Origin of the sequence: Roseovarius sp. MMSF_3359 (genome assembly GCF_030733385.1) — a bacterium.
In the GTDB taxonomy this organism is placed as follows: Bacteria; Pseudomonadota; Alphaproteobacteria; order Rhodobacterales; family Rhodobacteraceae; genus Roseovarius.
This window is the reverse complement of sequence record NZ_JASHJC010000005.1, coordinates 112994-139078: the sequence shown is the minus strand read 5'-3', so window position 1 is coordinate 139078 and position 26085 is coordinate 112994. Positions and strand designations below refer to the sequence as shown.

Genomic DNA, 26085 nt, shown 5'->3' with positions numbered 1-26085 from the left:
AAACCAAGATATTGTCCGTGATCTGCCGCAGTTGTGCCTGAATTGCATTTGATAAGGTTCGGTGACTTTGAATGACGAGGTATGAGTATGGATCGCCTGACGGAAATGGAGGCCTTTGCCACGGTTGTGGACCAGGGTGGCTTTACGGATGCCGCCCGGAAGATGGGGATTTCCAAATCCGCCGTTTCAAAACATGTCTCTTCGCTTGAGGCACGTCTGGGCGCTCGTTTGCTCAACCGCACGACCCGTCGGGTAAGCCCTACGGAAATCGGACTGGCCTATTATGATCGTGCTTTGCGTGTCCTGAACGACGCCGGTGAGGCCGATGCGCTGGTTAGCTCGATGCAATCGGATCCGTCGGGTCTTTTGCGCATCTCGGTCGCCACCGATTTCGGTGTTAATCACCTCAGCCCGGTTCTGGGCGAATTTCTTGATGAATTCCCGGATATCACCGTCAACATGGTGCTGAATAACCGCTATGTCGAGCTGATTTCAGAAGGGTTTGATATGGCGATCCGCATCGGGGAGCTCGAAGACAGCACCCTGCGCGCCCGCAAACTCACCGAAACCACCAAGCGCATGATCGCGAGCCCCGCCTATATTCAGAAACATGGCCGTCCGCTCAAGATTGACGACCTAAACGATCATAAACTTCTGCATTACTCCAGCCAGGCGAATGGCTCTGTCTGGAAATTGACCGCACCGTCGGGAGAAAAGCGCCAGGTGCGCACGGCCGGTGGGCTGTCCGTCAATGACGGGCAATCCCTCTTGAACGCGGCCATTTCGGGGCTGGGTATCGCCTATTTGCCCAGCTTTCTTTACGCCAAAGCCATGGAAGACGGCCTGGTCGAGGATATCATCCCCGATCTGCCGGTCGAAACCCAAGGCATCTATGCTGTTTACCCCCCGGGCCGGTTCACCCAGCCCAAGGTTCGCGCATTTATCGATTTCCTGGTCCACGCCTTCGCCGAGAAAGGCCCGACCGACTGGTAAAGTTCCCCCTCAGCCTGATTTTGGCTAACTTGCCCCCGGGTGTTTCTGACACCCGGGGTTTTCTTCTTGGTAACGTCCCGAAGGAAAAGCGGCGTTGGCGCCTCAAACTGCCTGCAAGCGCAGCGGAAAAGCGTCGTTGATCCGCATTAATGCACCATTTCAGAAAATTGCGCAGGATATGTGCGGCCACGCATATTGCCAGAACCTGTCAATCGAACCAGATTACCGCCAACGGAATTTGGATTTGAAAGGTAGATCACATGTCCACGCCCAAACTGCTGACGATTTCCGGCTCATTGCGCAAGGGATCGTATAACCGGATGCTCCTGAAAGAGGCGGCAAAAGCCTTTGGCGATGCTGAGGTTATCGAGGCTGACCTCGATCTGCCGCTTTATGACGGCGATCTGGAGGCGGCCGAGGGTATTCCAGCCCCGGTTCAGGCTCTTGCGGATCAGATCAAGGCGGTAGATGCCATCGTGATCTCCTCACCGGAATACAACAAGGGCATCCCCGGCGTCCTCAAGAACGCGCTCGACTGGGTCAGCCGGGTTGAGGGTGCCGTGCTGAAGGACAAACCGACGGTAGTCGTCTCGGCGGCAGCGGGACGCACCGGGGGCGAGACCGCGCAGTTCATGGTGCTGCATTGTCTGACGCAGTTGCAGGTCCGCCTGATGCCGGGGCCGGCGGTTCTTGTGGCTGGTGCGATGAACGAGTTCGACGAAAGCGGTGCGTTGCAGAACGAGCTATACCTCAAGACACTCGCCACCCGGATGCAGGCCCTTCGCGCCGAAGTCGCCTGACCTCAGACACCCTGCGTCGATATCTCGATCAGGTTGCAATCAGGATCGCGAATATAGATTGAGTTGAGCGGCCCCGTGGCCCCCGTACGCGGAACCGGGCCGTCTTCGATGACAATGCCATGATTGCCCAGGTGACGTGTCCAATCCGCAAGCGGCGTGTCCGTCAGAAAACAAAGGTCGGCCGATCCGGGGACGGGTTGGGCGGCCTTGGGGTCAAATTCGGCGCCGGCTTTGTGCAAATTGATCTTCTGCGCCCCGAATTTGAGCGCCCAACGGGGTGGGCTGCCCTTGGGTGTGAACTGCTCAGCGGTCATGCCGAGGATATCGGTGTAAAACGCCACGGTGCCGTCGATATCGGCAACCGTCAGCACCAGATGATCCAGGGCGGTAAGCGATGGCTTCATGATGGATGTGTTCCCCGCATCGGTCAGTTCGTGTTTGCCGTCGTCTCGGGCTGATTATGCGCCGCTTCGTTTGGTTCTATCGCAGGCGATGGCCACCCAATACGCCATGACAGCGATTAAACCAAAACGGTCGAAGGCTGTAGCGGTTTGGCGGTGCATGGCTTGCTCTTGGGCCAAAAACAGGCCCTGTTGGTCGAACGGGCGACGGGCAGGTCGCAGCGTTGCGCATGTCGAGATACTGCACCGCCTGTGCATATCGAAGCGGCCAGGTTCTGCTGGCAAGGCGGCAATGCGTGGGCGCGTCATCCGGATGGACGCCAAGACAGGACCGCAAACGCCAGTAGCTGACGGGCGGTGGCCCGGCATCATGGCGCGTCAATCGCAGCGTCTCGCCGATCTCGGCCCTTAGGTCGCCCCCGTCACGGAGATGGCAAAGCCCGCTATCCACCATCAGCTCCGACGCCATACGTCCGTTGCGGCGACAATCGACACTATCCTCGCCAAACCGGGTGCAGGTAATGCCGCCGGCATGTTTCGTCCCCAGCATAAAGGTGTTGAGCAGCGCCTTGGCCTGACGCCCCCGGTCGGTATCGGGCGCGGGGCAGGTCACGCCACGCAGGTCAAAAACCTGTTGGTCCAGCTCCACCTGATCCCCCGACAGCGCCCGCCAGATGCGCGGGACATTGTCACGGGCCGGGGCGGCTGACTCCGACGCAACAGCACCCCCCGGGAGAAGGCAGCACAACACGATCAGGATTGGACGTCTGAGAAACGGCATGGGAGCAGGATATCAGAAGGATGCCTCCGGGCGGAAATCACAAGGTATTGTATCGCGCCCCTCCAGCACCAGATCGGCCATAACCTGCCCGACCTTGGGCGCCATGCCAAAGCCGATCTTGAACCCGCCATTGGCAATGAACTGACCCGGGTGCAGCGGATGCGCGCCCAGCATCGGGGCGCGGGACCGGGTCCGCGGACGCACCCCTGCCCATCGTTCCACGATCCGCGCGCCGTGAAGCACAGGGACCGCCTGCATCGCGCGCTCGATCACCGCGTCGAGCTGCGCATCGGTGCTGCGCGGGTCGTCATACTCCCGCTCGCTGGTCGATCCGATGGCCACGGTTCCGTCCTCATGCGGCACGATGTGGACCGTATCGGCAAAAAGCTGCGGCATATCGCGCGCGTCGAAATGCAGCAATGCGCCCTGACCCTTGACGCCATTGCCCACGGTGCGCGTACGGCTGGCGGTCAACTCCTGCAGCCCGGCCACCCCGGTCGCATGGATAACCCGCCCCTCTGCATCGCCATCAGCCACGATCTCGCCACCCCGGGTGGTGATCGCCCCGGCCAGAGCCGCGCACGCCCTGCGGGGATGTACCCGCGCGCTGAGCGTGTCGTGGATCAGCTTGCCGGTGGGTGTGATCGGGGCCCAGTCGAAATCGGCGGCCTCGACAACCTCCCAGATCGCGTTCGCCTGCCAGAGTGCCACGGCGGTCTTTGCCCGGGCGTTTGCAAGCGCCAGCGCCGCCTCATCCGGCACTGGCTGCAGCCGCCCCAGCCGCGCGTATCCAGCTGAGATGCCCGAGACCTCCTGCACACCGCGCCAGAAACCTTCGGCGCTCAGAAGGCTCTCTAACTGGAAGGCTTTCTTTTCGTTCCAATTCTCCGGCACATGCGGGGCCAGCGCGCCGACGATACCGCCCGACGCCCCCGCACCCGGCCCATGCGGGTCGATCACCCGCACAGATGCGCCGCGAGACTGACAGCACCACGCGATCGAAAGCCCGAAAATACCGGCGCCATAGATGGTGACATCGGCCATTGCCAATTGTGTTTCTCCTCTGCATGGTCGGCCAGGATTACACCCTTCCTAAAGGATGCCGTGATGCAGGGCCAGCGGGCTGACATAGACTGGCGGGCCGGCGATGTGCCGGTCTCGACCCGGTTCGATGACCCGTATTTCAGTCTTGAGAATGGGTTGGAAGAGACACGCTACGTATTCCTCGACGGCAATGGTCTGCCGGGCCGGTTCCGGGATGGGTTTCATGTGGCCGAACTGGGCTTTGGCACAGGGCTGAATTTCCTGACGACGTTGCTTGCCTGGCAGGCGTCTGGCGTCTCCGGGCGTCTCTTGTTCACGAGTTTCGAGGCTTATCCGATGGCGGCACCGGATATGGCACAGGCCTTGTCCGCCTTTCCTGAACTTGTCGAGCCAGCGGGGCACCTGATCCGCGCCTGGGACCGTGGCGAGACCACCGTCACCCTGCCGGGAGGGGTCGAGCTGCGTATCGTGGTCGGTGACGCAAGGGCAACCCTGCCCGAGTGGCAGCACAAGGCGGATGCGTGGTTCCTCGACGGGTTTTCACCGGCCAAAAATCCCGAGCTTTGGGGGCCGGACCTCATGGCCGAGGTCGGACGGTGCACTGCGCCCAGCGGTACGGCCGCGACCTACACGGCGGCAGGTTTCGTGCGGCGCGGGCTTGAGGACGCCGGCTTTGACGTCACCCGGCGGCCGGGATATGGCCGCAAGCGCCACATGACCGTGGCGACATTGAGGGCGACATGAAAGAGCAGAACGCACGGCTTGGTATCCTGATGATGGTCGCGACGACCTTCGTGTTCGCGGTGCAGGACGGGATTTCGCGGCACTTGGCAGCGGAATATAACGTGCTGATGGTCGTCATGATCCGGTATTGGTTCTTTGCCGCTTTCGTTATCACGATTGCCGCGCGCAAGGCGGGGGGTATTCGCGCTGCGGCAACCACGAAACAGCCCTTGGTGCAGGGATTCCGCTCGGTCCTTCTGGTGGCGGAGATCTGCGTGATGGTGCTGGCCTTCACGCTTCTGGGGTTGGTCGAAAGCCACGCGGTTTTCGCCTGCTATCCACTGTTGATCGCCGCGCTTTCCGGCCCGGTTCTGGGCGAACATGTGGGCTGGCGGCGCTGGGCTGCGATCGGCGTGGGGTTTGTCGGCGTCATCATCATCCTAGAGCCCGGGTTCGGCGTCTTCAAACCGCAGGCCATCGTGCCCCTGACCGCCGCCCTTATGTTCGCGCTCTACGGATTGCTCACCCGCTATGTCGCGCGCCAGGATGATGCGCAGACCAGCTTTTTCTGGACCGGCACTGTCGCGTCGGTTGCCATGACGGCGGTCGGCATCTGGTTCTGGGAGCCGATGACCGGCCCCGATTGGGGGTGGATGGCGGCGCTCTGCGTGACCGGGGTCCTGGGCCATTTCACCCTGATCAAATGCTACGAGGTGGCCGAGGCCAGCTCAGTCCAGCCCTTTGCCTATCTGCAACTGGCCTTCGTGAGCGTCATTGGGATCACGATCTTTGGCGAGACAATCCGCCTGAACGTTGCGCTGGGCACCGCCCTCATCGTCACAGCCGGCCTGTTTACCCTTTGGCGGGAACGCAAGCTGACCAGGCGTTGATGACGTTTCGGGGTGATCTGGGCAGGGCGCATGTGGGCGAAGCTGCCGTTCGATTTTCACCTCCCGCGCGGAATCAAGGCCGCAGGCCGCCGCGCAATCGCCAGACCGCCCGCAAGGGCTGGCGATCTGGTGAGGCTACGCTCTGAATTTTGGTTTTTCGGATTTGGCAAAGATAAAGCGCGTTTGACGACGGTTGATCGCCATCCGCGGTCTGGCAATCACGCGACTTTGGATACAGGGTGGAGATGTCTGCTCCGGGCTCTGAGCAGCCGTTCAGTCACTGACAATCGTGCGCAAGTCTGGCGTGACCGTCCTGCCTTTTAGCTCCTCGCTGAAGGGTACGGGCAGGGGGTCGCGGCCCAGGCGGGCGCGGTAGACGGGCATGCTCTCGGTCACGCGCATCACGTAGTTCCGGGTTTCCCGGAAAGGGATATGTTCGATCCAGTCGATAATATCGACGTCTGCCATGCGCGGATCACCCATGGCTTCGATCCATTGGCGGGCGCGGCCAGGCCCGGCGTTATATCCTACCGACATCAGGACCAGATTACCGTCAAGCCAATCTGCCAGCTGCGCCAGATAGGTGGACCCAAGGGCGACATTGTAGCGCCAGTCCTGCAAAACGCGGGCGCGGCTGTGGGCGAGGCCAAGATCGCCTGCGACCTCCTTGGCGGTGCCGGGCATCAGCTGCATCAAGCCCTGCGCTCCGGCGCCGCTGACGACGCCAAGGTCAAACTCGCTTTCGCGCCGGGCAATCGTCAGGGCCAGTTCCGCGGGTACAGGCATGTCAACCTCGGCCATAGGGTGCAGGGCATAATAGGCGGCGGGCAGAACGATCGCGCGCCGGGCGGCGGCTTTGCCCACCATCACCTGCAGATGCGGCTGCTCCATCTCGGCCAGCGCATGGGCCAGTTGACCCAACTCTTCGCGCTCAAGGTTCTTCGACAGGTGCACGAAAAACTGCTCGGCCAAAGTTACTCGACCCGTGGCCAGGGCAAGAACGGCGGCCTGATAGACCCGCGATTGGACGAACTCCGCCTCCCGCCAGGGGGCAAAATGTTCATTGCCGTCCAACATCGGATCGAGCGGCATACCGGCACGTTCCGCGGCGAGAAGCCCGTAAAAGCTGGTGGAATGCTGCGCCCCTTCGGCATAGGCGATCTGCGCGGCTTCGGTATCGCCCAAGGCCTCCTGTGCGCGGCCGATCCAATATCCCGCGCGGCCGAGCGAAATCGGTGTGACAACCGCGGCCCGCAACCGTTGAAAATGGTCCAGCGCCAATGCCGGTTCATCCAAGAAACGCAGCGCGAGATAGCCCGAGAGCCATTCAAGATCGGCATATCGCGCCCCTTCGGTCAGTTGGTGAACCGAGGCCAGATCATAGGCAAGCTGATGATTTCCCGCCCGCATTTGCGCCCGCGCCAGGGAGCGGCGGTTGTTGGACCAGTGATGCGGGCTGCCGAGGCCATCTTCGATCCGGCTTTGGCGCAGCATCAGTTTGATCGCGCGGTCGGTTTTGCGCTTGCTCATCAGGTGGTTGAACTCGGCATAGGCCACATGCGCGTCACGGCGGATGGGCGCGGGTAAATCCGAAATCCACTTTTCGAGCGCCTTGCGGCCCTTCTCGATGGTTTGCCGCGCTTCGATCCGTTTGCGCAATTCGGCAGAGACGAGCGGCTTCATCAGCTTGACGTCTTTCAACCCACGCCACCTGGCCATGTGCATCCGCGCCGCGTGGTGCGGTTTGAGGATATTGGCATAGGCGGCCATGAAGGCGTCATGTTCGTCGGTCGTCAGGTCCATCGTGCGCCAGGCCACCACGATCGTGGCCTCCGCCTCGCCCTGCTCGCCCGCTGCCATCAGTGCGCTGGCATAGGTGAGCGCGCCAATGCCGGTCTGCGGCGGTGCGTCGGTATAGAATTTCAGGATGGCGTCATTGTCGGCCACGATCATCCGCACCTCGTTGCGGCGGCGCAGATAGTCGAGGCCCGGCCAGTCGGGATTGCGGTCGAGGAAGGCCTGGATCGCCTCGGCGCTGCCGCGCCCCGAGCGCAAACGATACCATTCGATCAGATCCGCCGCCGCCGGTCCGTCACGTGCGGCGAGTTCCGCGGCTACGTCCCACCGGTCTGCCTTCATCGCATGAAACGCACTTTCGAGCGGGCGTGGCGGCATTTGCGACAGATCGCTTGGCACAGGCTCTGCCGCCCAACCCGGTAGGGACAGGCAGATCAGAGCCATTATTTTTGTCACCAAACGCGACATCTCTTGCATTTCCTCGCCCAGCGAAGGATAGACAGCGCCAACCTAAGCACGCGCTCCGGACCCGTCCATGCACAAACTTGGCACCCGGGCGGCATCCCGCTAATGTAGCGCGCGTTTATGAACCGCCCATTAGGGTTAGAACACAAATGTGGAAGGAGCGTGGCATGTTTAAGGGATCTTTTCCTGCACTGGTGACGCCGTTCAAGAATGGCGAGCTGGACATTGATACGCTCAAACACCTTGTAGAATGGCATATTTCCGAAGGATCGCACGGTTTGGTGCCGGTTGGCACAACCGGTGAAAGCCCGACGCTGAGCCATGACGAACATGAAACAGTTGTTGAAGAGGTGGTCAAAGCCGCCGCCGGGCGAATCCCCGTGATCGCGGGTGCCGGGAGCAACAACACCGTCGAATCAGCACGTTTCATGCAACATGCCGAACGCGTGGGCGCATCCGCCGCGCTTGTGGTGACGCCTTACTACAACAAACCGACCCAGGCCGGGCTGATCGCGCATTTCACGGCGCTGCATGATTGCTGTGAGCTGCCGATCATCATCTACAATATTCCCGGCCGGTCGGTCGTGGATATGTCACCGGAAACAATGGGCGAGTTGGCCAAGCTGCCGCGGATCATCGGGGTCAAGGACGCGACCGGTGACCTGGCGCGGGTGTCGTTCCAACGGATGACCTGTGGTGCCGATTTCATCCAGCTTTCGGGCGAGGACGCCACCGCGCATGGCTTCAATGCGCAAGGTGGCGTCGGCTGTATCTCGGTCACGGCGAATGTCGCGCCCAAGATGCTGTCGCAGATGCAGGAGGCGACGCTGGCCGGTGACTACGGGACGGCACTTGAGATGCAGGACCGTCTGATGCCGCTGCACAAGGCGATCTTTACCGAGCCGGGCCTCGTGGGCGCGAAATACGCCATGTCGCAGCTTGGGCTCTGCACGGACGAGGTGCGTTCGCCTTTGACCGGGTTGACCGATGGTACCAAGGCGCTCATCGACGACGGGATGCGCCACGCCGGGTTGATGAACTGATGCGATGGGCGGGCGGTTCCGTATCGCCCGCGCCTATCTGTTCACCTCACTGTCGTAGAGGTCCTGCATGAACTCCTTGCCCAGGGCATCCTTGATCGGCCGGATCTCGGCATCAATGGGGCCGAAGTCGATATCCGCCATATTGATTGCATCTTGATCGACCTCCGCCGGAAGCGACCGCAGGAATTCGATCCGCATCACTGTCGGGGGATGACTGGCGTCAACGCACCGCTTTTCCTGAGCAGCTTCGGCCAGAAAACGATCCACTGTCTCCAGGCTGGCATCTGATACTGCCGCACCAATGTGATCGAATATCCGGCCACTTTGATCTTTGGTGTAGGGATAGAGATCGACAATCGCCCTTCGCGCCAGGTCATGCCGCGTGAGCATTTCCAGTGACGTGATGTTTGCCGCGTTCCCCGACACCCGCGAGGCGAAGGCATCGGCGCGATACTCTGCACGTTGCGATTCAAAGAACCAGTAGCGGGACAGCAGTTTGATGTAGCCGCCGACGACTGCCAATCCGATGATCTGGGTGAAACCGCCATCCATATCGTTGTCGAGGTTCATCTCGAACGTGTCGTACCAGTTGTTCAGCACCCAATTGGCGCGAAAGAACACGCCGTGTCGCATCGGATCCTCATTGACCTTATGGGCCAGTTCATGCGCCAGATGCGCGATGCGTTCGGCAGGCGAGGACGCTTCCCACAGGATCAGGCCGATCCCCAAGATCCATTCCTGCCTGCGCCCGGATGGTGCGGTGAACTGCCCCATATAGGCGTTGAATTCATTGTCGAAATGCACCCCGTCGGGTGCCGTTGTCCCGAGGCGGGCCGCGATGTCATCAAGCAGCGCGAAAAGGGCCGGCAAATCCGCACGACGATAGGTCTTTTGCGTGTTGCGATTTCGTGGTGGCAACAAGACATAACCGAAGCCGATCAGGATCAGCCCAATGATGATCGAAAAGAGGTTTGCCCAGGTGATCCAGATCAGCGCTCCGCCCCCGATAATCAGGAGAAAGGGGGTAAGAAGCACCAGGATCGACAAGATAAAGGCGATCATCAGGCGACCGGTCAATCTTGGGCGAGGGTGTCCAATTTCGCGTTTGGCCTGTTCCAGCAGGCGATGGGCAAAACGGGCTTGCAGCCTGTCGGTGACGCTTTCGATCATATGTGCAACTCGTCACATTTCTCTGCCGCGACGCTCGTCATCGGGCCTTGCGTGTCATTTTGCGAGAGCCCCTGAACCCCGGCAAGGGTGTTGGTCGGCACGGGCGCCGGGGTGGTCAGCGCCCGTGTTGCTTTTTGCTGGTCGCGTCTATTCTGCAGGGGCCTTGCCGGTCCATGCGGTGCGGTCGAGTTCAAGGTCGGGATAATCATCCGGGTTCAGGACAGGCCGTGCGATACCCGATTTGAGCTGCGCACGGAAATCCTTGAGGATGCGCAGGCAGGTGGGCAAGAGCATCATGATGACCACGAGGTTGACCACCGCCAATATGCCCATCATCGGATCCGAGAAGAAGAAGACCGACGTCGCCCCGGGGGCGGTTGCGCCAAGGAAAACGATGCCGATGATGACAACCCTGAGCACGTTCAGCGCCGCGCCGCTTTTGGTGATCACGGTCAGGGCATTTTCCCCGAGATAGTAGTTGTAGATGATCGAGCTGAAGGCAAAGAGCAGGATCATCAGCGACAGGAAATACTGCGCCCACTCGCCCAGGTGGGAAACGAGCGACTGCTGGGTCAGTGCAATCCCGTCGATCCCTTCGGCGCCTGGCACATAAACATCGCCCAGCAAGATCACGAAAGCGGTGCAGCTGCAGATGAAGATCGTGTCGATGAAGACCGAAAACGACTGCGTGATGCCCTGGCTGATCGGGTGACGCACATCCGCCGTGGCGGCCACGTTGGGGGCCGACCCGAGGCCCGCTTCGTTGGAGAACAATCCGCGGCGCAGGCCTTGCGCGATGGCAGCTCCCATGCCGCCACCCACAGCTTCCTCGAAACCGAACGCGTTCGCGAAAATCGAACTCAGAACGCCAGGCAAGGCGCCCGCGTTCATCACGATGATGACCAGCGCCATCAGGATGTAACCCATGGCCATGACCGGCACGACCACATCTGCGGCCTTGGCGATCCGGTGGATGCCGCCAAAGACGATGAAGCCCGCGATCACCGCCAGAACGGCGCCGGTCACCGTGCGGTTGATGCCCATGCTGTCTTCCATCGCGCCCGCGACGGTGTTGCCCTGGAAGGCGTTGAAGCCCAGGCCGAAGGCGGCAATCAGGCAGACCGCATAGATCACGGCCAGCCATTTGAATTCATGCCCGAGACCGTGGATGATCGACCGGGCCGGACCGCCACGGAATGTCCCGTCAGGCTGGCGTTCCTTGTAAAGCTGCGCCAGCGAGCATTCGACAAGGCTCGTTGCCATGCCGACAAGCGCAATCGCCCACATCCAGAAGACGGCACCGGGACCACCCAGCGTGATCGCCACCGCGACACCCGCGATATTACCGCCACCGACGCGCCCGCCCACTGAGACCAGCAATGCCTGCCGCGCGGAGATCGCGTTCGGGTCGCCGGACTGGTTCTTGGATGACAAGACGCGGAACATCCGCTTGAAAAACCGGAACTGCACAAAGCCGGTCAGAGCCGTGATGAAAATGCCGAAAATCACCAGAAGCGGGATGAGTGACCATCCCCAGGTCAGATCACCGACCAGGCCGAAAAAACTTTCAATGGGTTCCATGCGCGCGTCCTCTCGTTTTTGTTATTTCGAAATGGTTGCAGCAATGGAACTGAGTGTAAACGCCTTAAGGTTGTTTTTCATCAGCCCCTTTCGTCTGAGCCGGGCGGATTGACAGGAGCGAACGTCTTGCCCGAGGGTGGCGTGGTAGGGCAGATCGACCGGGGCCGAAAAATGAAACTGAAACTCCACCACCTCAACCTGAGCACCGACAACGTGGCGCGCATGGATGCGTTCTATCGCGATGTGATGGGTCTTGTGCCACCCACGCGCGACCTGCCGACATTGGAGAAGAAACAGGGATATGCCGGGGACGTGGCGTTTGTGTCCGATGGCGATATCCAGGTGCATCTGGCACAAAAGGACGTTCAGGCCGGGTTCGCAACGGGGCAGATCGTCAACCCGGTCTCACATGGCCATATCGCCTATCGCACCGATGACCTGCCCGCGTTCAAGGCGCATCTTGAGGCGCAGGGCATTCCTTATTCCGATTGGGGCAACGCAGCGGTTGCGGGCTGGCACCAGATCTTCTTCTACGACCCTGACGGCAATGTGATCGAGGTGCATCAGGTAGAGGCCTGAATCCGTAGTTCATGGTGCTCGGCGCACCTGCGGTTGACTGCCAGCAACGAACTTGATTTCAAATCCATCAAGCCTTTCGATAAGTGTGCTTAGCTTGCCGCATCCATAGGTTCTGGTGTCGAACTGAGGACGATCCTTTTGTAGTTGCTGACCAAGTTGACCAAGATGATACCATTCACCTTCCGGATCAATTTTTGTCATTGCATTGATGAGTAGCTGGCGCGCCTGTTGTGCTGCTGGTTTAGTCATGGTTGTTGATGGCTTGCCGTTCGGCGCTGGCTGTACGCTTGTGGCGATATTCTCGATTGTCACGAAGCGGTTGCAGGCTTGTTGAAAGGACTCCGGTGTTTTCTCTTCCCCTATGCCGATCACCGTCAAACCCTGTTCGCGGATGCGGCTGGCCAGACGGGTGAAGTCGCTGTCGCTCGAGACCAGCACGAAACCGTCGAAATGCCCGGCGTGCAGGATATCCATTGCGTCGATCACCAGTCCGATATCCGAGGCGTTCTTGCCCTTAGTATTGGCGGCTTGGTGATGTGGTACAAGCCCGAGGTTGCGTGCCGCTTCGGTCCAACCGCTCAGATGTGGATTCGACCAGTCGCCGTAGACACGCCGGAGGCCGGCTTCACCGTGGGCGGTAATCTCGTCAATAATCGCGGACGCAAACTTGGCCGGCACATTGTCGGCGTCGATGAGGACAGCAAGCAAAGCGGTTTCAGCGGGCATGGAGGCTCCTTTTTGCGGCCACCATGCCTGCTTGTGTCAGATTGTAAAACCCGGAATTGATGCCCCGGGGATCAGGCTGCATCCCCGATCTTGTCCTGCGTCTTGGTCTCGAAGTCGCTGGCATCGTGGCGCTCGTGCAGTTGCTCTTCCAGCGCGCCAATGGCCCGGTTGACCATGCGGCCCCGTTGCACCGCCGGACGCTCCAGCAGCTTCTCGGCCCAGGCCACGACATTGGTATAGCTTTTGACGTCGAGGAAGGTGCCCGCATTGTATTGCCGGCCAAGCGCCAGATTGCCGTACCAGGGCCAGATCGCCATATCCGCGATGCTGTATTCCTTGCCTGCCACGAAGGCATTATCGGCCAGCTGCTTGTCGAGAACATCAAGCTGGCGTTTGACTTCCATCGTGAAACGGTCGATCGGGTATTGCCATTTCTCCGGGGCGTAGGCGTAGAAATGGCCGAAGCCGCCGCCAAGGTAAGGCGCGCTGCCCATCTGCCAGAAAAGCCAGTTCATCACGGCGGTGCGTTCCGGGCCCGATGCGGGCAGGAAAGCCCCGAACTTCTCGGCCAAGTGCAGAAGGATCGACCCGGATTCGAAGACCCGCAATGGCTCCGGCCCGCTGCGGTCCATCAGGGCGGGGATTTTCGAGTTGGGGTTGATATCGACAAAGCCGCTGCCGAATTGATCGCCGTCGTTGATGCGGATGATCCAAGCGTCGTATTCCGCGTCGTGACCGGCGGCCAGAAGCTCCTCGAACATCACGGTGACCTTCACGCCGTTGGGCGTGGCCAGCGAATAAAGCTGGAACGGGTGTTTGCCGATGGGCAGTTCCTTGTCATGGGTCGCACCGGAGATCGGGCGGTTGATGCTGGCAAACTCGCCACCGTTCTCGGCATCCCATTTCCAGACTTCGGGCGGTGTGTAGGTATCATCACTCATTGTCGCGTTCCTTCGCCTTGATCGTTGAGAACAAAGCTAAGCAATTTTCCGGGGCCATCAACGTGCAGGGCCGCACAATTCCCTGTGCGGCCCTGTATTCGGTGCGTATTGGCGGAGGTCTGTCAGTAGACGACCACGCTGCGGATGCTCTCGCCCGCATGCATCATGTCAAAGCCCTTGTTGATCTCTTCGAGCTTGAGGATGTGGGTGATCATCGGATCGATTTCGATCTTGCCCTCCATGTACCAATCGACGATCTGCGGCACATCCGTTCGGCCGCGCGCCCCGCCAAAGGCCGTGCCGCGCCAGCTTCGGCCGGTGACCAACTGGAACGGACGGGTCGAGATTTCGGCACCTGCGGGCGCCACGCCGATGATGATGCTTTCGCCCCATCCCTTATGCGATGCCTCCAGCGCCGTCCGCATGACGCCAACGTTGCCGGTGGCGTCAAAGGTGTAATCCGCGCCGCCGCCGGTCAGCTCCACGAGGTGAGCGACCAGATCACCCGAAACATCGCTTGAGTTGACGAAATCGGTCATGCCGAATTTCGTGGCCATTTCGACCTTGCCGGGGTTGAGATCGACGCCGACGATCTGATCCGCGCCGGCCATCCGCAGGCCCTGGATCACGTTGAGGCCGATGCCACCGAGGCCGAAGACGATGCAGCGCGAGCCGATCTCGACCTTGGCGGTATTGATGACCGCCCCGATGCCGGTGGTCACACCGCAGCCGATATAGCAGATCTTGTCGAAGGGTGCGTCCTTGCGCACCTTGGCAAGCGCGATTTCGGGCAGAACCGTGTGGTTCGAAAACGTCGAGCAGCCCATGTAGTGCAAGATCGGCGTCCCATCGAGCATCGAAAAACGCGAGGTGCCATCGGGCATGACGCCCTTGCCCTGGGTTTCGCGGATCGCCTGACACAGGTTGGTCTTGGGGTTCAGGCAGTAGTTGCATTCCCGGCATTCGGGCGTGTAGAGCGGGATCACGTGATCGCCGACCTCAAGCGAGGTCACACCCGGGCCAACCTCGACCACGACACCGGCACCTTCATGGCCGAGGATGGCGGGAAACGCACCTTCGGGATCGGCGCCGGACAGGGTGAAATCATCCGTGTGACACAGGCCGGTGGCCTTGATTTCCACAAGGACCTCGCCCTCTTTCGGCCCGTCGAGGTTCACCTCCATGATTTCCATCGGCTTGCCCGCTTCAAGGGCAACGGCGGCTGTGGTGCGCATGATTACTGTCCTCCCAGTTCTGTATTTTTCGCGACTTTGGGCGAAACCCTGCGATTTTTCAATGCCACAGCGTCAGTTGGTTGCCATTGTGCGACGCATTTCGGAAGGCTTGCCGCAAAACCAAGGAGATTTGTCGTATGCGTTTCACTATTGCCGCCGCCTTGTTGGCGCTTGCCGCCTGCGTCCCCGACGAAGAGCCGCCAAGCAAGCAGCTTTCGGAAGCAGATACCTGTGGTGCGGAGCCCTTGCAGATTCTGGTTGGGATGCCCTTCGAGCCACGCGACTTCGAGGAGGGTGAAAGGCCGATCCGGGTGCTGCCGCCGGACTCGGCCATGACGATGGATCACCGTGTCGACCGGCTGAATGTGGATCTGGACGAGGAAGGCATGATTACCCGCATCTGGTGTGGTTGACGGGAGTGGCGGCGTCAGGGTGTGAAGTCGCATCAAGGCGTGTGAGCCTTGTGTTTGCGGCAGACAACGTGGCCGCGAATTCTCAGGCTTGAAGATACGCGCGCTTGACACGTGCAGGTTGCTGATGTTCTGAAAAATGCGTGGGGACCGCGACACGCAAACAAAGGAACATCCAGTAAATGAATCTCACCAAGACAGGAGCCGGCGCGCTCCTCGCCGCCCTTTTTCTGAGCGCCTGCGCAGAGACCCCTCAAACCACCGAAGCGCCGCAAAAGGCAAGCACCACGGAAGCCCCGGAAGCGGTGGTGGAGCAGCCCGCTGCGGCAGAGCCCGCAATGGCCGCTGCAAGTGGTGACGGCGAAACCAAGATCGTCATTTACCGCACGTCCTATGCGGGCTTTGCGGTGCAGCCGAAAGTGTTCGTGGACGGGAAAGAGGCCGCGACGTGTACACCTGGTCGCGCAACCACCGTTAAGGTGGCGCCCGGTACGCACCGTTTGACCGCCCGCACGCTGTCCGAAAAAGAGCTGACGGTATCGGTGGCCGAAGGCGGCACGTCCTATGTCCGTTGCTCGCTGACCATTGGTCTGGTTGTCGGCGGCGCCAAATTGACCGAGGTTGCAGCGGCAGAAGCGGCTCCCAAAGTCGCGAAGCTGAAGCAGAAGTAACAGGCGCGCGTCCCGGAGCGTTCTTTGAGGAGCGCGTTCGTGACGGACTGTTCGCCGAAAATATGGCCATGCCGCCCACAACGAGGTGGCATGGCCTTTTCTTTTGACGTGAGCTTCGATGCGCGCGCTTGGTGTCAGCCGCGTTCTTCAGTCTTGGCCTGATCCCAGAGGGCATCCATCTCGGCCAAATCTGACTGCGAAGGTGTTTTGCCGCGCTCGGCCAGGAGGGTTTCGATCCGCTCGAAACGCCGGGTGAACTTGGCATTTGCACCGCGCAGGGCGGCTTCGGGGTCGATTTTCATGTGCCGCGCGAGGTTGGCCATGACGAAAAGCAGGTCGCCGAATTCCTCTTCGACCTTCTCGGGAGTGAGGTCTTCTGCGGCCTCCCGCAGTTCATTAGCCTCCTCGGTAATCTTGTCGAGGACATGGGACGCATCGGGCCAGTCGAATCCAACCCGTGCGGCGCGTTTCTGCAGTTTGACCGCACGCAGGAGCGCAGGCAGGCCGATGGCCACACCGTCGAGCGTTCCGGTTTGCGCCTTGGCGGCGCGTTCGGCGGCCTTGACGGTTTCCCAGTCGCGGGTCTGTTGCTCGGCGGATTTGTCACGGCTTTCGTCACCGAAGACATGGGGGTGACGATCGACCATTTTGTCGGCGATGGCATTGGCCACATCGTCGAAGGCAAAGATCCCCTCGTCATCGGCAATCTGGGCGTGGAAGACGACCTGCAGCAGCAGATCGCCAAGTTCGCCTTTTAACTCGCCCCATTCCTTGCGCTCAATGGCATCGGCGACCTCGTAGGCCTCTTCGATCGTGTAGGGCGCGATGGTGCTGAAATCCTGTTCGATGTCCCAGGGGCAACCGGTCTCGGGGTCGCGCAGGCGACGCATGATCTCAATGAGGCGCGGCATGGCCTGGCTGGCGTCATGGATCAGGGCGTCATCGGGCATTGCGGTTCCATCCTCTTTCGGGTTGAGTGGACCGTGACAAGCAATGGGAGCGAAGTCCAGACCATGGCGGTAATCAATCGCATCGCCGGATTTGCCGAGGAAATGACCGGCTGGCGGCGGCATCTTCATGCGCGCCCCGAGCTGGGGTTTGAGTGCCATGAAACCGCGGCTTTCGTGGTGGAGCGCCTGCGCGAATTCGGCATTGACCAGATCGAAACCGGCATCGCCACCTCGGGCGTCGTGGCGGTGATCGACGGACAGGGCGACGGGCCGACAATCGGCTTGCGGGCGGATATGGATGCGCTGCCGATCGACGAGGCGACCGGAGCGATCTGGGCGTCGGAGATACCTGGTGTGATGCATGCCTGCGGACATGATGGCCACACGACGATGTTGCTGGGCGCGGCAAAATATCTTTCAGAGACGCGGAATTTCAAGGGTCGCGTCGCGTTGATCTTTCAGCCGGCCGAGGAAGGGCCAGGCGGCGGTCGGGTGATGGTCGAAGAGGGCATTCTTGACCGTTATGACATTGCCGAGGTCTATGCGCTCCACACGTTGCCGGGCGTGGAGGCGGGAGGGTTCTATACCTGTCCGGGGCCAATCATGGCGGCGGTGGATACATTTCACATTGATATCCAGGGCCGAGGCGGTCATGGCGCCTATCCGCAGGACACCGCCGATCCGGTTGTTGCGGCAGTGGGCATGGTGCAGGCGATCCAGACGATTGTCAGTCGGAACCACTATACGCTGCAGGATCTGGTGGTTTCGGTCACGCAGATCCACACCGGCAGTGCCGAGAACATCATCCCCGACACGGCCTATATCAACGGCACGATCCGGACCTTTGACGGGGACGTTCAGCAGATGGTTTGGACCCGGTTGCGTGAGATCGTGGAGGGGCAGGCGGCCTCATACGGGGTCAGTGCAGATTTGCGCATCGAACAGGGATATCCGGCCACGGTGAATGATCCCGACCGGGTGGCGTTTGCCGCCGGGGTGGCGCGTGACGTGGCAGGAGAGGCGCCAGTGGTGACGGACCGGACCCGCGAGATGGGAGCCGAGGATTTTTCCTTCATGTTGAACAAGCGCCCAGGCGCCTACCTGTTCCTGGGTCAGGGGGAGGCCGCGGGGCTGCATCACCCCGGTTTCGATTTCAATGATGCGGTGGCCCCTGTCGGGGCTTCCTTCTTTGCCCGCCTCGTTGAGCAAGCACAGCCGGTGGCATGATGCCTTTCAGAGCGTCGCCCACCCACCAACCCCGCCACTCTGAAAGGCATCAAAATGGCACTTGAAGACGCAAAAAAGCAGGTCGATCAGGCGTTTACACGCGAGGACACGAAGGGCCTGAGTTTTGAGAACACCTTTGGCGGCGCGACCTCCATGTTTCGGCGGCGCTACTCCAAGGATCTGCGCGGTGTGGATATTGCCATCACCGGCGTGCCCTTCGACCAGGCGGTGACCAACCGCACCGGCACACGTCTTGGCCCACGCGCCATTCGCGATGCCAGCGCCTTGCAGCCGTTTGATCCGCCTTATGGGTGGGATGGGTTCAGCCCGTTGGAGGAACTCAGTATCGTGGACTATGGCGACCTCGCGTTTGACTACGCAATGGTCAGCGATTTCCCCGATGCGTTGACGGCCCATATCAAGGGTATTCTTGATGCCGGAGCCGCGAGCATTTGCCTTGGCGGCGATCACTATATCTCTTTCCCGATCCTCAAGGCCTATGCCGAGAAGTTCGGGCCGCTGTCGCTCTTGCAGTTCGACGCTCATTCCGACACCTGGGCCGATGACAACATGGATCGGATTGACCACGGGACGATGTTCTACAAGGCGGTGAAGCTCGGGTTGATCGACCCGGCGCGGTCCGTGCAGGTCGGGATCAGAACCGTCAATGAAGACACGATGGGGTTCAACATCATCGACGCGCGCGAGGTGCATGAGACCGGGCCGGTGGCGGTGGCGCAGAAGATCAAGTCGATCCTGGGTGATCACCCGACCTACCTTACGTTTGATATTGACGGGCTGGATCCGGCCTATGCGCCAGGCACTGGCACACCTGTCTGGGGCGGTCTGACCTCGGCGCAGGCGTCGATCATCCTGCGCGACATTGCTGGGATCAACCTTGTCGGTGGCGATGTGGTCGAGGTCTCACCGTCTTTCGACACGACCGGGGCCACGGCGGTTGCCGCGGCGCATGTGGCGATGGAGCTTTTGTGTCTCTGGGGCTGGACCCGGCGGACAGCCTAGATGCCTCCGTTGGGAGTAGTTTTGGCAAGATGAAAACGGGATTGATGATGTTTCTGCTGGCGGTCGTTCTTCTGCTGGTGGCTACGGTGGCATGGGTGCGCCTGGCGCCGCTGGATGCGGAACGCTGGCACAGGTTGCCTGACGAATTGGAGGCCGGCGATCAGTCCAATGGTGCGATCCGAGTAGTGGATGCGGGCGAAGACGCCCTCATGCGCTTGGACGACATCATCCGTACCACACCCCGGACCGAATGGCTTGCCGGGAGCGTGGAGGACCGAATGCTGACTTACGTGACACGCAGCGCGGGGTTTGGCTTCCCCGACTATACAACGGTGCGCTGGCGCAATGGCGCTCTCGAAGTCTTCGGCCGGGCGCGATATGGCCTGTCAGATCTCGGCGTCAATGCCGCCCGCATCGACGGATGGCTGAACGCTTTGCGGCAGGGAGGATGACAGGCATCCCTCGGATACCTCGCGCCACATCGGCACGTTGAGCGACATCTGACACTGCGCCATGAACATCCGTCCGTCTACCTGCAGGCAGGTCATTTCGCCCAGTTCGACGCGCTCGCCCTGTCGATCGGTGCAGTAGCAGTCGATCGTCTTGCCGTTGTTCTTTACATCAGCCAGCGCCGGGCTGGCGCCGATCAGGATAATCAGTAACCATCTCATGATTCATTTATATCACGTTCCGCGCCCTTGACCAAACCCGCAGGATAAGGGACATGACCCGCCATGATACCTTTGGACAGATTAGAGCAAATCACCCAGCGTTTCGAATTTATCGAGGCGCAGATGTCCGAAGGTGCGGGCGATATCGCGAAACTTGGCAAGGAATATGCGGAGCTGCGGCCGGTGGTCGAAGAGATCCGCGCCTATCGGCAGGTTCTGTCTGATATCGAGGGCGCGCGGGCCATGCTTGATGATCCTGAGATGCGCGATCTTGCAGCCGAGGAACTGACCGAGCTTGAGGCGCGGCAACCAGAGATGGAAGCGGCGTTGCAACTGGCGCTTCTGCCCAAGGATGAGGCCGATAAGCGCCCCGCCATTGTCGAGATCCGTCCCGGGACCGGGGGCGATGAAGCCGCGCTTTTTGCCGGTGATCTGCTCAGGATGTATCAGCGTTATGCCGAGGCGCATGGCTGGAAATTCGAGCTGATCGAGGAGCAGGTCAGCGAATTGGGCGGCATCAAGGAAGCCGTGGCCCATGTGAAGGGCGAAAATGTCTTTGCCCGGCTCAAGTTCGAAAGCGGCGTGCACCGGGTGCAGCGGGTGCCGGAGACCGAGTCGGGCGGACGTATCCATACCTCGGCGGCGACCGTGGCGGTGTTGCCCGAGGCCGAGGATGTGGACATCCAGATTGACGCGAATGACCTGCGGATCGACACGATGCGAAGCTCGGGCGCGGGCGGGCAGCACGTCAACACCACCGATTCCGCCGTGCGCATCACGCATATCCCGTCGGGGATCGTTGTGACCTCTTCCGAGAAGTCGCAGCACCGCAACCGCGAGATCGCGATGCAGGTGCTCAAGACCCGGCTTTATGACATGGAACGGCAGAAGGCCGATGATGAACGCTCTGCCAACCGTGCGGCGCAGGTCGGGTCAGGCGACCGGTCCGAGCGCATCCGGACCTATAATTTCCCGCAAGGGCGCATGACCGACCACCGCATCAACCTGACGCTCTACAAGCTGGATCAGGTCATGGCGGGCGATCTGGACGAGGTGATTGACGCCCTGACCGCCGATGCGCAGGCGACGATGCTGGCGGAGATGAATGGGTGAGTGAGGCCGAGGCCATCGCCAGGGGTGCACGCCTCTTGGCCAAGCATGGTATTCCGGATCCTCAACGCGAAGCGCGTCTGCTTTGGCGTGCGGCTTTTCCGCGGCGCCATGTTGATTACGAGGACGCGACGAATGGCGGCATGGAGCGGCTGTTCGACACGCTGATTTCCCGCCGTTGCGACCTTGAACCGATGTCGCATCTGCTGGGATATCGCGATTTCTATGAACACCGCTTTGAGATTAGTGGGGACGCCCTGGACCCACGTCCGGAAACCGAAACGCTGGTGATTGCGGCGCTTGAGGTGCCCTTTTCCGACGTGCTCGATCTGGGAACGGGGTCGGGGTGCATTCTGCTTAGCCTTTTGGCCGCGCGACCTGAAGCCGCGGGTGTCGGCACGGATCTGTCGGACAAGGCGTTGGCCGTTGCGCGCCGCAATACTGCCGCGCTCGAGTTGGACCACCGGGTGACCCTGATCGCATCGGATTGGTTTTCGGAAGTGCGAGGCACGTTCGACCTGGTCGTCTCGAACCCGCCTTATATCGCGGCGGAGGAGATGGCGGCGCTTGCCCCGGAACTCTCTTATGAGCCGCGCATGGCGCTGACCGATGAGGGTGATGGGTTGAGCGCGTATCGGGCCATTACAAAAGGGGCGGGCGCGCATCTTGTTGCAGGCGGTCATCTGATGGTCGAAATTGGTTGGACCCAAGGCGCCGCGGTCGCCAAAATGTTCCGGGAGGCGGGATTCCAGGAGGTTGGAATCGTTCCGGATCTTGATGGTCGGGACCGGGTGGTCAGTGGAATTTGGCGCGGATAAACGCCCAGAAAACCGTGATTATCCGGCCTAAAACCGCACAAAACGGTTAAAAACCGCTCTTTGGCCTTGTGCGATGGGCATTGGCATGCTTATTGGAAGGCAGATCAAGACGGAGGATGCCCTTGGGCGGTCCCGCTTGATACCAAGCCAAGACATGTCGGATCCGGGTCATTTTATCGGCACAAGGGGTGCCAATCGGGTCAGAAGACGCATTGAGCATAGGGCTGCACAGCAAGTAACATGAGATCATCGAAGTCACGTTCGCGGAATAAGAACAACCGCAACAACCGGTCGGTTGGCAATGTCGTAAACCGGGTTTTTGACAGCTCGGGGCCCGAGGGCAAAGTGCGCGGCACACCGCAGCAGATCATTGAGAAGTACAACCAGTTGGCGCGGGACGCGCAGCTTGCGGGCGACCGGGTTGCCACGGAGAATTTCCAGCAGCACGCGGAGCACTACCTGCGTCTTCTGGGGGCTGCCCAGAAAGAACAGGAAGCGCGTCGCGAGCAGCAGGAACGTGAAAACCGCGAGCGCCAGCAGGAGCGTGACCGGGAACGCGCCAAGCGCCAGGAACGCGAAGCGAACGCACCGCCCTCGTCAGGTGATCCCGCCGATGCGCCGCAGCCCGATGTGATGGAGCAGCCCGAGGCCGGGGATAGCGGGTTGGTGGAAACACCGGAAAGCCAGCAGCCGCCCAAGCCCAAGCGGGCCCGGAAACCCCGTGCACCCAAGTCCGAGAGCGCCCCGTCTGATGCGCCAAGTGGCGAACAATCCGCCGCGCCGGCCCCGGATTCTCCAGACGCGCCGGAGGCGGCTGAGTAACATCGGGTGTTCTTGTCAGAATTTAGGCGCCGTCCGTTTGGGCGGCGTCTTTATTTGTCAGGGTCTTCTTGAGGGGCTGGTTCCTGCCTGATGCGGACGTTTCACGAAAAATGCCCACGCGGAATCAAGGCGTAGCTGGGCCGTCCTCACGACAAGTCGATCCTACCTACCGCGTTACTTTTTCATTTGGCGGGCCAGGGCGCAGAACTGTTCCAGCCCGACGGTTTCCGCCCGATCCGTGGGTTTGATGCCAGCGGCGATCAACCGGTCTTCGATATCCGGCGCAAGGCCCTTGAGCGCGGCGCGCAGCATCTTGCGGCGCTGATTGAAGGCGCGCGCCACGACCATTTCAAGTGTCTTCTGATCCGCGTCGAACCTCGGCGCCGGCAGTGCCTTCAGATGGACAACCGCGCTTGAGATCTTGGGCGGTGGCGTGAAAGCCTCGGGCGGCAGGGTCATGACGATCCGTGCGTCGCAACGCCATTGGGCCAGCACCGCCAACCGACCGTAAGCCTTGCCGCCGGGCTGGGCCACGATCCGGTCCGCGACCTCGCGCTGGAACATCAGGGTCAGGCTTTGCCAGAAGGGCGGCCACGCGGGCGGCGTCAGCCAGCGGATCAGGAGTTCCGTGCCGACATTGTAAGGCAGGTTAGCCACCACCCGGATGGGCGGTGTCAGATGCGCAAGCGGGTCAAGCTCCAGCGCGTCAGCGTTGATGACCTGCAGCCGCCCGGGCGCGGCGCGGGCAATCTCGTCCAGCGCGGGCAGGCAGCGGGCATCCTTTTCGACGGCGAGAATACGGCGCGCCCCCTCGGACAGCAGTCCCCTGGTAAGTCCGCCGGGTCCGGGGCCGATTTCGAGCACATCGCATTCGCTCAGGTCCCCCGCCTGCCGCGCGATCTTGGCGGTCAGGTTGAGATCGAGCAGGAAGTTCTGCCCAAGCGATTTGCGCGCGGCCAGACCATGGCTGGCAATTACCTGACGCAGCGGGGGCAGGTCGTCGATGCTCATGCCGCGCGCGCCGTACCCATCCGCGCGGCCATCTTCAGGGCCTCGATCAGCGAGGTCGGATTGGCAATCCCCTGCCCTGCAATATCGAGGGCGGTACCGTGGTCCGGCGACGTCCGGACGAAAGGCAGGCCGAGGGTCACGTTCACGCCCCGGTCGAAATCCAGCGTCTTGATCGGGATGAGCGCCTGATCGTGATACATTGCAACCGCCGCGTCATATCCCGCGCGGGCGGCGGCGTGAAACATCGTATCGGCTGACATCGGCCCCCGCAGATCAAGGCCATCGCTGCGCAGACGATCCAATAGCGGCGCAATGATTTCGATCTCTTCGCGACCCATCTTGCCGCCTTCGCCCGCGTGCGGGTTCAGCCCGGCAACGGCAAGACGCGGATGGGGGATGCCGAAATCGCGGATCAGGGCGGCATGGGTGATCCGGATCGTCGCCTCCAGGCTTTCATCCGTCAGGTGCTCCGGCACGTCGGCCAGCGCCATGTGAATCGTCGCAGGCACGACGCGAAGCTGATCGCTGGCCAGCATCATTGCCACGTCATCGACCCCGGCCAGCGCCGCCAGGTATTCGGTATGCCCAGGATAGGCGAATCCGGCGCCATCCTGCAGGGCCTGTTTGTGAATGGGCGCGGTGCAGAGGGCCGCGGCCATGCCCGATTGCACCAGATCGACGCCGCGGGCGATCACGTCAATGACCCCTTGAGCATGATCCGGGTTTGGCGTGCCAGGTGTCAGTTTCCCGTGGAAGGGATGCGGCAACACGGGCAGCCCCGTCTTGCAGGCCTCCGCCGCCTGTGCGGGGTCGTCGATCTCAACAACCGGCCCACCCGGAAGATGCGCCGGGTCCCCAATCAGGAAAAACGGCAGGTCCCGGCCCGACGCCTCCCAGGCGCGCAGCGCAAGTTCCGGTCCGACGCCCGCCGGTTCACCGCAACAGAGCGCGACGGGTTGTGTCATTTTTCGACGATCCGAGCCTCGGCCCGCAATTGCTCAAGATACCCGTCAGAGAAGGATTGCAGACGCTGACCGCGGATGAACCCAGTCAGGTCCTCGTCGGACGGGCCATCTTCTGCCAGCTGCGGCGTACGTCCGCACAGCATCAGGAACACAAGGGTCTGTCCATTGGCACGAGTCAGGGCGGTAGACACCTCGCCCGGGTCCAGCTTGGCCAGTTCGATGGCGATATCCGTGGGGAGCTCGTCCGGCGCCTTGGTGCCGCGATCGAGGACCGATTCCGGTTGTCCATGTGCCACGCCGTAGAGGTCATCGCAGGTATCTACGTCTGCTTCAACGCGCGCGGCGCGGGCCAGGGCTTGATCGCTGCGCCCACCGTCGATGTAATAGGCGGCGTACTCGATCGCGGAGTATTGCGGTGCTGGCGCGTCGAGCTCTTCGATGTCGCGCAACTGAAAGAGGGCGACGGCACCATCAAGGGGCAGCGGCTCGGTCACCTCACCGGGGGCAAGCGCCAGCACGATGGACCGCAGAACAGGGGGCAGATCGGTGATTGACTGCCAGGGCAGGCGGCCGCCCCGATCCCGGGAAGCGGTGGCAGAGTGCCGGCGCGCCTCGGCCGAAAAGGCCGCTTCGCTCGTCAGTTCCGAGATGCGCGCGGCGCGTTCCTGTACCGCCTGGGGGTCAACGCCGCTTGTGGGCATGATGATTTCCGACAGCAGGACACGCACGCCGGTCTGGCCCGAGACCGCCGACTTGGCACGTTCAAGATCAGATTCGCTGACCGAAACGCGGCTCGCAAACCGCGCCTGCGTCAGTTCCCGCCATCCAAGACCGGCCCTGACGAACTCGCGAAAGCTCGCCTCGTCCACACCGGCGCCGGCCAGCGCGCGGACCATCTGATCGTAGTCCATGTTCACACGACCGGCGAATTCTTCCATCCCGGCGCGCACATCTGCGTCCTCGAGGATCAACCCGTTGGCCAGGGCGGCATCGAGCTTCAGCCGGTCTTCGATCAGCTGCTCACGCGCCAGCTTCTGCGGATCACCAGGCGCCCGAAAGAGCGACAGCATGCGCGCGCGCTGCTCGAGCTCATAGCGGGTGATTGACTGATCGTTGACGGTGATGACGGTCTCGAAGAGGTTCTGCGCCGATGCGGGCAGCGCGGCGATGGCTCCGAGAGTGGCCAGAAAAGCGGCCCGGAAAAATGTCACGAGGGGTTTGCGCATCGTGCTTGTCAT

General features: G+C 61.3%; 28 protein-coding genes. 14 read left to right on the top strand and 14 right to left on the bottom strand.

Annotation, left to right across the window (positions count from 1 at the left end; all coding sequences use genetic code 11):
* Window positions 1-87 precede the first annotated feature (87 nt).
* Window positions 88-993 (top strand): LysR family transcriptional regulator, encoded by a 906-nt coding sequence (locus RBB29_RS09255; RefSeq protein WP_306114778.1) that lies wholly within the window; start codon window positions 88-90, stop codon window positions 991-993.
* A gap of 260 nt (window positions 994-1253) precedes the next feature.
* The gene (locus RBB29_RS09250) at window positions 1254-1793 is read left to right on the top strand and encodes an NADPH-dependent FMN reductase (protein ID WP_306114777.1); all 540 of its coding nucleotides are present in this window, start codon (window positions 1254-1256) and stop codon (window positions 1791-1793) included.
* Between the two features lie 2 nt (window positions 1794-1795).
* On the opposite strand, the gene RBB29_RS09245 is transcribed toward RBB29_RS09250, so the two are convergent.
* From RBB29_RS09245 to RBB29_RS09235, 3 genes are all read right to left on the bottom strand, one after another.
* On the bottom strand, window positions 1796-2197 hold the full coding sequence (locus RBB29_RS09245) for a VOC family protein (protein ID WP_306114776.1): 402 nt from the start codon (window positions 2195-2197) through the stop codon (window positions 1796-1798).
* Window positions 2198-2273: 76 nt separating this feature from the next.
* Window positions 2274-2975, bottom strand: a complete 702-nt coding sequence (locus RBB29_RS09240) for a hypothetical protein (protein ID WP_306114775.1) — start codon at window positions 2973-2975, stop codon at window positions 2274-2276.
* A gap of 12 nt (window positions 2976-2987) precedes the next feature.
* On the bottom strand, window positions 2988-4019 hold the full coding sequence (locus RBB29_RS09235) for an FAD-binding oxidoreductase (protein ID WP_306114774.1): 1032 nt from the start codon (window positions 4017-4019) through the stop codon (window positions 2988-2990).
* 63 nt (window positions 4020-4082) lie between these two features.
* On the opposite strand from RBB29_RS09235, the gene mnmD reads away from it, so the two are divergent.
* Window positions 4083-4763: a tRNA (5-methylaminomethyl-2-thiouridine)(34)-methyltransferase MnmD gene (gene mnmD, locus RBB29_RS09230; protein ID WP_306114773.1), complete on the top strand. Its 681-nt coding sequence runs from the start codon at window positions 4083-4085 to the stop codon at window positions 4761-4763.
* A complete protein-coding gene (locus RBB29_RS09225) occupies window positions 4760-5632 on the top strand; it encodes a DMT family transporter (RefSeq protein ID WP_306114772.1) in 873 nt (290 codons plus the stop codon). The genes mnmD and RBB29_RS09225 overlap by 4 nt, the downstream gene beginning before the upstream one ends.
* A 273-nt stretch (window positions 5633-5905) precedes the next feature.
* On the opposite strand, the gene RBB29_RS09220 is transcribed toward RBB29_RS09225, so the two are convergent.
* On the bottom strand, window positions 5906-7873 hold the full coding sequence (locus tag RBB29_RS09220; RefSeq protein ID WP_306114771.1) for a lytic transglycosylase domain-containing protein: 1968 nt from the start codon (window positions 7871-7873) through the stop codon (window positions 5906-5908).
* A 188-nt stretch (window positions 7874-8061) separates the two neighbouring features.
* Here RBB29_RS09220 and dapA point away from each other — a divergent pair, with 188 nt between their 5' ends.
* Window positions 8062-8937, top strand: a complete 876-nt coding sequence (dapA, locus tag RBB29_RS09215; RefSeq protein WP_306114770.1) for a 4-hydroxy-tetrahydrodipicolinate synthase — start codon at window positions 8062-8064, stop codon at window positions 8935-8937.
* A gap of 33 nt (window positions 8938-8970) precedes the next feature.
* On the opposite strand, the gene RBB29_RS09210 is transcribed toward dapA, so the two are convergent.
* Both RBB29_RS09210 and RBB29_RS09205 read right to left on the bottom strand, forming a co-directional pair.
* Entirely contained in the window at window positions 8971-10107 is a 1137-nt protein-coding gene (locus tag RBB29_RS09210; protein ID WP_306114769.1) for a M48 family metallopeptidase, read from the bottom strand.
* A gap of 147 nt (window positions 10108-10254) precedes the next feature.
* Window positions 10255-11688, bottom strand: coding sequence for a sodium:alanine symporter family protein (locus tag RBB29_RS09205; protein WP_306114768.1), 1434 nt, complete (start codon window positions 11686-11688; stop codon window positions 10255-10257).
* Window positions 11689-11859: 171 nt separating this feature from the next.
* On the opposite strand from RBB29_RS09205, the gene RBB29_RS09200 reads away from it, so the two are divergent.
* Window positions 11860-12267 carry a VOC family protein gene (locus tag RBB29_RS09200; protein WP_306114767.1) on the top strand — a complete coding sequence of 136 codons (408 nt, stop codon included), beginning with the start codon at window positions 11860-11862 and terminating at the stop codon, window positions 12265-12267.
* Window positions 12268-12276: 9 nt separating this feature from the next.
* Here RBB29_RS09200 and RBB29_RS09195 read toward each other — a convergent pair whose 3' ends face one another.
* The 3 genes from RBB29_RS09195 to RBB29_RS09185 form a co-directional block, all read right to left on the bottom strand.
* On the bottom strand, window positions 12277-12993 hold the full coding sequence (locus RBB29_RS09195; protein ID WP_306114766.1) for an NYN domain-containing protein: 717 nt from the start codon (window positions 12991-12993) through the stop codon (window positions 12277-12279).
* A 71-nt stretch (window positions 12994-13064) separates the two neighbouring features.
* Window positions 13065-13934, bottom strand: coding sequence for a glutathione-dependent disulfide-bond oxidoreductase (gene yghU, locus RBB29_RS09190; protein ID WP_306114765.1), 870 nt, complete (start codon window positions 13932-13934; stop codon window positions 13065-13067).
* 122 nt (window positions 13935-14056) lie between these two features.
* Complete coding sequence (locus RBB29_RS09185) at window positions 14057-15169, bottom strand: S-(hydroxymethyl)glutathione dehydrogenase/class III alcohol dehydrogenase (RefSeq protein WP_306114764.1); 1113 nt, start codon at window positions 15167-15169, stop codon at window positions 14057-14059.
* Window positions 15170-15306: 137 nt separating this feature from the next.
* Between RBB29_RS09185 and RBB29_RS09180 the strand changes: the two genes are divergently transcribed.
* The gene (locus RBB29_RS09180) at window positions 15307-15582 is read left to right on the top strand and encodes an I78 family peptidase inhibitor (protein ID WP_306114763.1); all 276 of its coding nucleotides are present in this window, start codon (window positions 15307-15309) and stop codon (window positions 15580-15582) included.
* 179 nt (window positions 15583-15761) lie between these two features.
* Entirely contained in the window at window positions 15762-16250 is a 489-nt protein-coding gene (locus RBB29_RS09175) for a DUF2846 domain-containing protein (RefSeq protein ID WP_306114762.1), read from the top strand.
* 134 nt (window positions 16251-16384) lie between these two features.
* Here RBB29_RS09175 and mazG read toward each other — a convergent pair whose 3' ends face one another.
* Window positions 16385-17200 carry a nucleoside triphosphate pyrophosphohydrolase gene (gene mazG, locus RBB29_RS09170; protein WP_306114761.1) on the bottom strand — a complete coding sequence of 272 codons (816 nt, stop codon included), beginning with the start codon at window positions 17198-17200 and terminating at the stop codon, window positions 16385-16387.
* 63 nt (window positions 17201-17263) lie between these two features.
* Between mazG and RBB29_RS09165 the strand changes: the two genes are divergently transcribed.
* The 3 genes from RBB29_RS09165 to RBB29_RS09155 are packed head-to-tail and all read left to right on the top strand — an operon-like array spanning window position 17264 to window position 19902.
* Window positions 17264-18427: a M20 aminoacylase family protein gene (locus RBB29_RS09165; RefSeq protein WP_306114760.1), complete on the top strand. Its 1164-nt coding sequence runs from the start codon at window positions 17264-17266 to the stop codon at window positions 18425-18427.
* Window positions 18428-18481: 54 nt separating this feature from the next.
* A complete protein-coding gene (speB, locus tag RBB29_RS09160) occupies window positions 18482-19450 on the top strand; it encodes an agmatinase (RefSeq protein ID WP_306115902.1) in 969 nt (322 codons plus the stop codon).
* A 29-nt stretch (window positions 19451-19479) separates the two neighbouring features.
* Entirely contained in the window at window positions 19480-19902 is a 423-nt protein-coding gene (locus tag RBB29_RS09155; protein ID WP_306121130.1) for a DUF1499 domain-containing protein, read from the top strand.
* On the opposite strand, the gene RBB29_RS09150 is transcribed toward RBB29_RS09155, so the two are convergent.
* Window positions 19837-20121 carry a hypothetical protein gene (locus tag RBB29_RS09150; RefSeq protein WP_306115894.1) on the bottom strand — a complete coding sequence of 95 codons (285 nt, stop codon included), beginning with the start codon at window positions 20119-20121 and terminating at the stop codon, window positions 19837-19839. The genes RBB29_RS09155 and RBB29_RS09150 overlap by 66 nt on opposite strands.
* 63 nt (window positions 20122-20184) lie before the next feature.
* Between RBB29_RS09150 and prfA the strand changes: the two genes are divergently transcribed.
* From prfA to RBB29_RS09135, 3 genes are all read left to right on the top strand, one after another.
* Complete coding sequence (gene prfA, locus RBB29_RS09145) at window positions 20185-21234, top strand: peptide chain release factor 1 (protein ID WP_306115893.1); 1050 nt, start codon at window positions 20185-20187, stop codon at window positions 21232-21234.
* Window positions 21231-22049 (top strand): peptide chain release factor N(5)-glutamine methyltransferase, encoded by an 819-nt coding sequence (prmC, locus tag RBB29_RS09140; protein ID WP_306115892.1) that lies wholly within the window; start codon window positions 21231-21233, stop codon window positions 22047-22049. Before prfA ends, prmC begins: the two co-directional genes overlap by 4 nt.
* Window positions 22050-22289: 240 nt before the next feature.
* Window positions 22290-22871 carry a DUF4167 domain-containing protein gene (locus tag RBB29_RS09135; protein ID WP_306115891.1) on the top strand — a complete coding sequence of 194 codons (582 nt, stop codon included), beginning with the start codon at window positions 22290-22292 and terminating at the stop codon, window positions 22869-22871.
* A gap of 174 nt (window positions 22872-23045) precedes the next feature.
* Here RBB29_RS09135 and rsmA read toward each other — a convergent pair whose 3' ends face one another.
* From rsmA to RBB29_RS09120, 3 genes are read right to left on the bottom strand one after another with little or no spacing between them, the layout of a single operon-like run.
* Window positions 23046-23882 carry a 16S rRNA (adenine(1518)-N(6)/adenine(1519)-N(6))-dimethyltransferase RsmA gene (gene rsmA, locus RBB29_RS09130; RefSeq protein ID WP_306115890.1) on the bottom strand — a complete coding sequence of 279 codons (837 nt, stop codon included), beginning with the start codon at window positions 23880-23882 and terminating at the stop codon, window positions 23046-23048.
* Window positions 23879-24847: a 4-hydroxythreonine-4-phosphate dehydrogenase PdxA gene (gene pdxA, locus RBB29_RS09125; RefSeq protein ID WP_306115889.1), complete on the bottom strand. Its 969-nt coding sequence runs from the start codon at window positions 24845-24847 to the stop codon at window positions 23879-23881. Before pdxA ends, rsmA begins: the two co-directional genes overlap by 4 nt.
* Window positions 24844-26085 carry a peptidylprolyl isomerase gene (locus RBB29_RS09120; protein WP_306115888.1) on the bottom strand — a complete coding sequence of 414 codons (1242 nt, stop codon included), beginning with the start codon at window positions 26083-26085 and terminating at the stop codon, window positions 24844-24846. The genes pdxA and RBB29_RS09120 overlap by 4 nt, the downstream gene beginning before the upstream one ends.

Excerpts from the sequence above, each read along its gene's own strand:
- RBB29_RS09255 (WP_306114778.1), top strand. The coding sequence starts at position 88 with ATGGATCGCCTGACGGAAATGGAGGCCTTTGCCACGGTTGTGGACCAG.
- RBB29_RS09250 (WP_306114777.1), top strand. The coding sequence starts at position 1,254 with ATGTCCACGCCCAAACTGCTGACGATTTCCGGCTCATTGCGCAAGGGA.
- RBB29_RS09245 (WP_306114776.1), bottom strand. The coding sequence starts at position 2,197 with ATGAAGCCATCGCTTACCGCCCTGGATCATCTGGTGCTGACGGTTGCC.
- RBB29_RS09240 (WP_306114775.1), bottom strand. The coding sequence starts at position 2,975 with ATGCCGTTTCTCAGACGTCCAATCCTGATCGTGTTGTGCTGCCTTCTC.
- RBB29_RS09235 (WP_306114774.1), bottom strand. The coding sequence starts at position 4,019 with ATGGCCGATGTCACCATCTATGGCGCCGGTATTTTCGGGCTTTCGATC.
- mnmD (WP_306114773.1), top strand. The coding sequence starts at position 4,083 with ATGCAGGGCCAGCGGGCTGACATAGACTGGCGGGCCGGCGATGTGCCG.
- RBB29_RS09225 (WP_306114772.1), top strand. The coding sequence starts at position 4,760 with ATGAAAGAGCAGAACGCACGGCTTGGTATCCTGATGATGGTCGCGACG.
- RBB29_RS09220 (WP_306114771.1), bottom strand. The coding sequence starts at position 7,873 with ATGGCTCTGATCTGCCTGTCCCTACCGGGTTGGGCGGCAGAGCCTGTG.
- dapA (WP_306114770.1), top strand. The coding sequence starts at position 8,062 with ATGTTTAAGGGATCTTTTCCTGCACTGGTGACGCCGTTCAAGAATGGC.
- RBB29_RS09210 (WP_306114769.1), bottom strand. The coding sequence starts at position 10,107 with ATGATCGAAAGCGTCACCGACAGGCTGCAAGCCCGTTTTGCCCATCGC.
- RBB29_RS09205 (WP_306114768.1), bottom strand. The coding sequence starts at position 11,688 with ATGGAACCCATTGAAAGTTTTTTCGGCCTGGTCGGTGATCTGACCTGG.
- RBB29_RS09200 (WP_306114767.1), top strand. The coding sequence starts at position 11,860 with ATGAAACTGAAACTCCACCACCTCAACCTGAGCACCGACAACGTGGCG.
- RBB29_RS09195 (WP_306114766.1), bottom strand. The coding sequence starts at position 12,993 with ATGCCCGCTGAAACCGCTTTGCTTGCTGTCCTCATCGACGCCGACAAT.
- yghU (WP_306114765.1), bottom strand. The coding sequence starts at position 13,934 with ATGAGTGATGATACCTACACACCGCCCGAAGTCTGGAAATGGGATGCC.
- RBB29_RS09185 (WP_306114764.1), bottom strand. The coding sequence starts at position 15,169 with ATGCGCACCACAGCCGCCGTTGCCCTTGAAGCGGGCAAGCCGATGGAA.
- RBB29_RS09180 (WP_306114763.1), top strand. The coding sequence starts at position 15,307 with ATGCGTTTCACTATTGCCGCCGCCTTGTTGGCGCTTGCCGCCTGCGTC.
- RBB29_RS09175 (WP_306114762.1), top strand. The coding sequence starts at position 15,762 with ATGAATCTCACCAAGACAGGAGCCGGCGCGCTCCTCGCCGCCCTTTTT.
- mazG (WP_306114761.1), bottom strand. The coding sequence starts at position 17,200 with ATGCCCGATGACGCCCTGATCCATGACGCCAGCCAGGCCATGCCGCGC.
- RBB29_RS09165 (WP_306114760.1), top strand. The coding sequence starts at position 17,264 with ATGGCGGTAATCAATCGCATCGCCGGATTTGCCGAGGAAATGACCGGC.
- speB (WP_306115902.1), top strand. The coding sequence starts at position 18,482 with ATGGCACTTGAAGACGCAAAAAAGCAGGTCGATCAGGCGTTTACACGC.
- RBB29_RS09155 (WP_306121130.1), top strand. The coding sequence starts at position 19,480 with ATGAAAACGGGATTGATGATGTTTCTGCTGGCGGTCGTTCTTCTGCTG.
- RBB29_RS09150 (WP_306115894.1), bottom strand. The coding sequence starts at position 20,121 with ATGAGATGGTTACTGATTATCCTGATCGGCGCCAGCCCGGCGCTGGCT.
- prfA (WP_306115893.1), top strand. The coding sequence starts at position 20,185 with ATGATACCTTTGGACAGATTAGAGCAAATCACCCAGCGTTTCGAATTT.
- RBB29_RS09135 (WP_306115891.1), top strand. The coding sequence starts at position 22,290 with ATGAGATCATCGAAGTCACGTTCGCGGAATAAGAACAACCGCAACAAC.
- rsmA (WP_306115890.1), bottom strand. The coding sequence starts at position 23,882 with ATGAGCATCGACGACCTGCCCCCGCTGCGTCAGGTAATTGCCAGCCAT.
- pdxA (WP_306115889.1), bottom strand. The coding sequence starts at position 24,847 with ATGACACAACCCGTCGCGCTCTGTTGCGGTGAACCGGCGGGCGTCGGA.
- RBB29_RS09120 (WP_306115888.1), bottom strand. The coding sequence starts at position 26,085 with ATGACAAGCACGATGCGCAAACCCCTCGTGACATTTTTCCGGGCCGCT.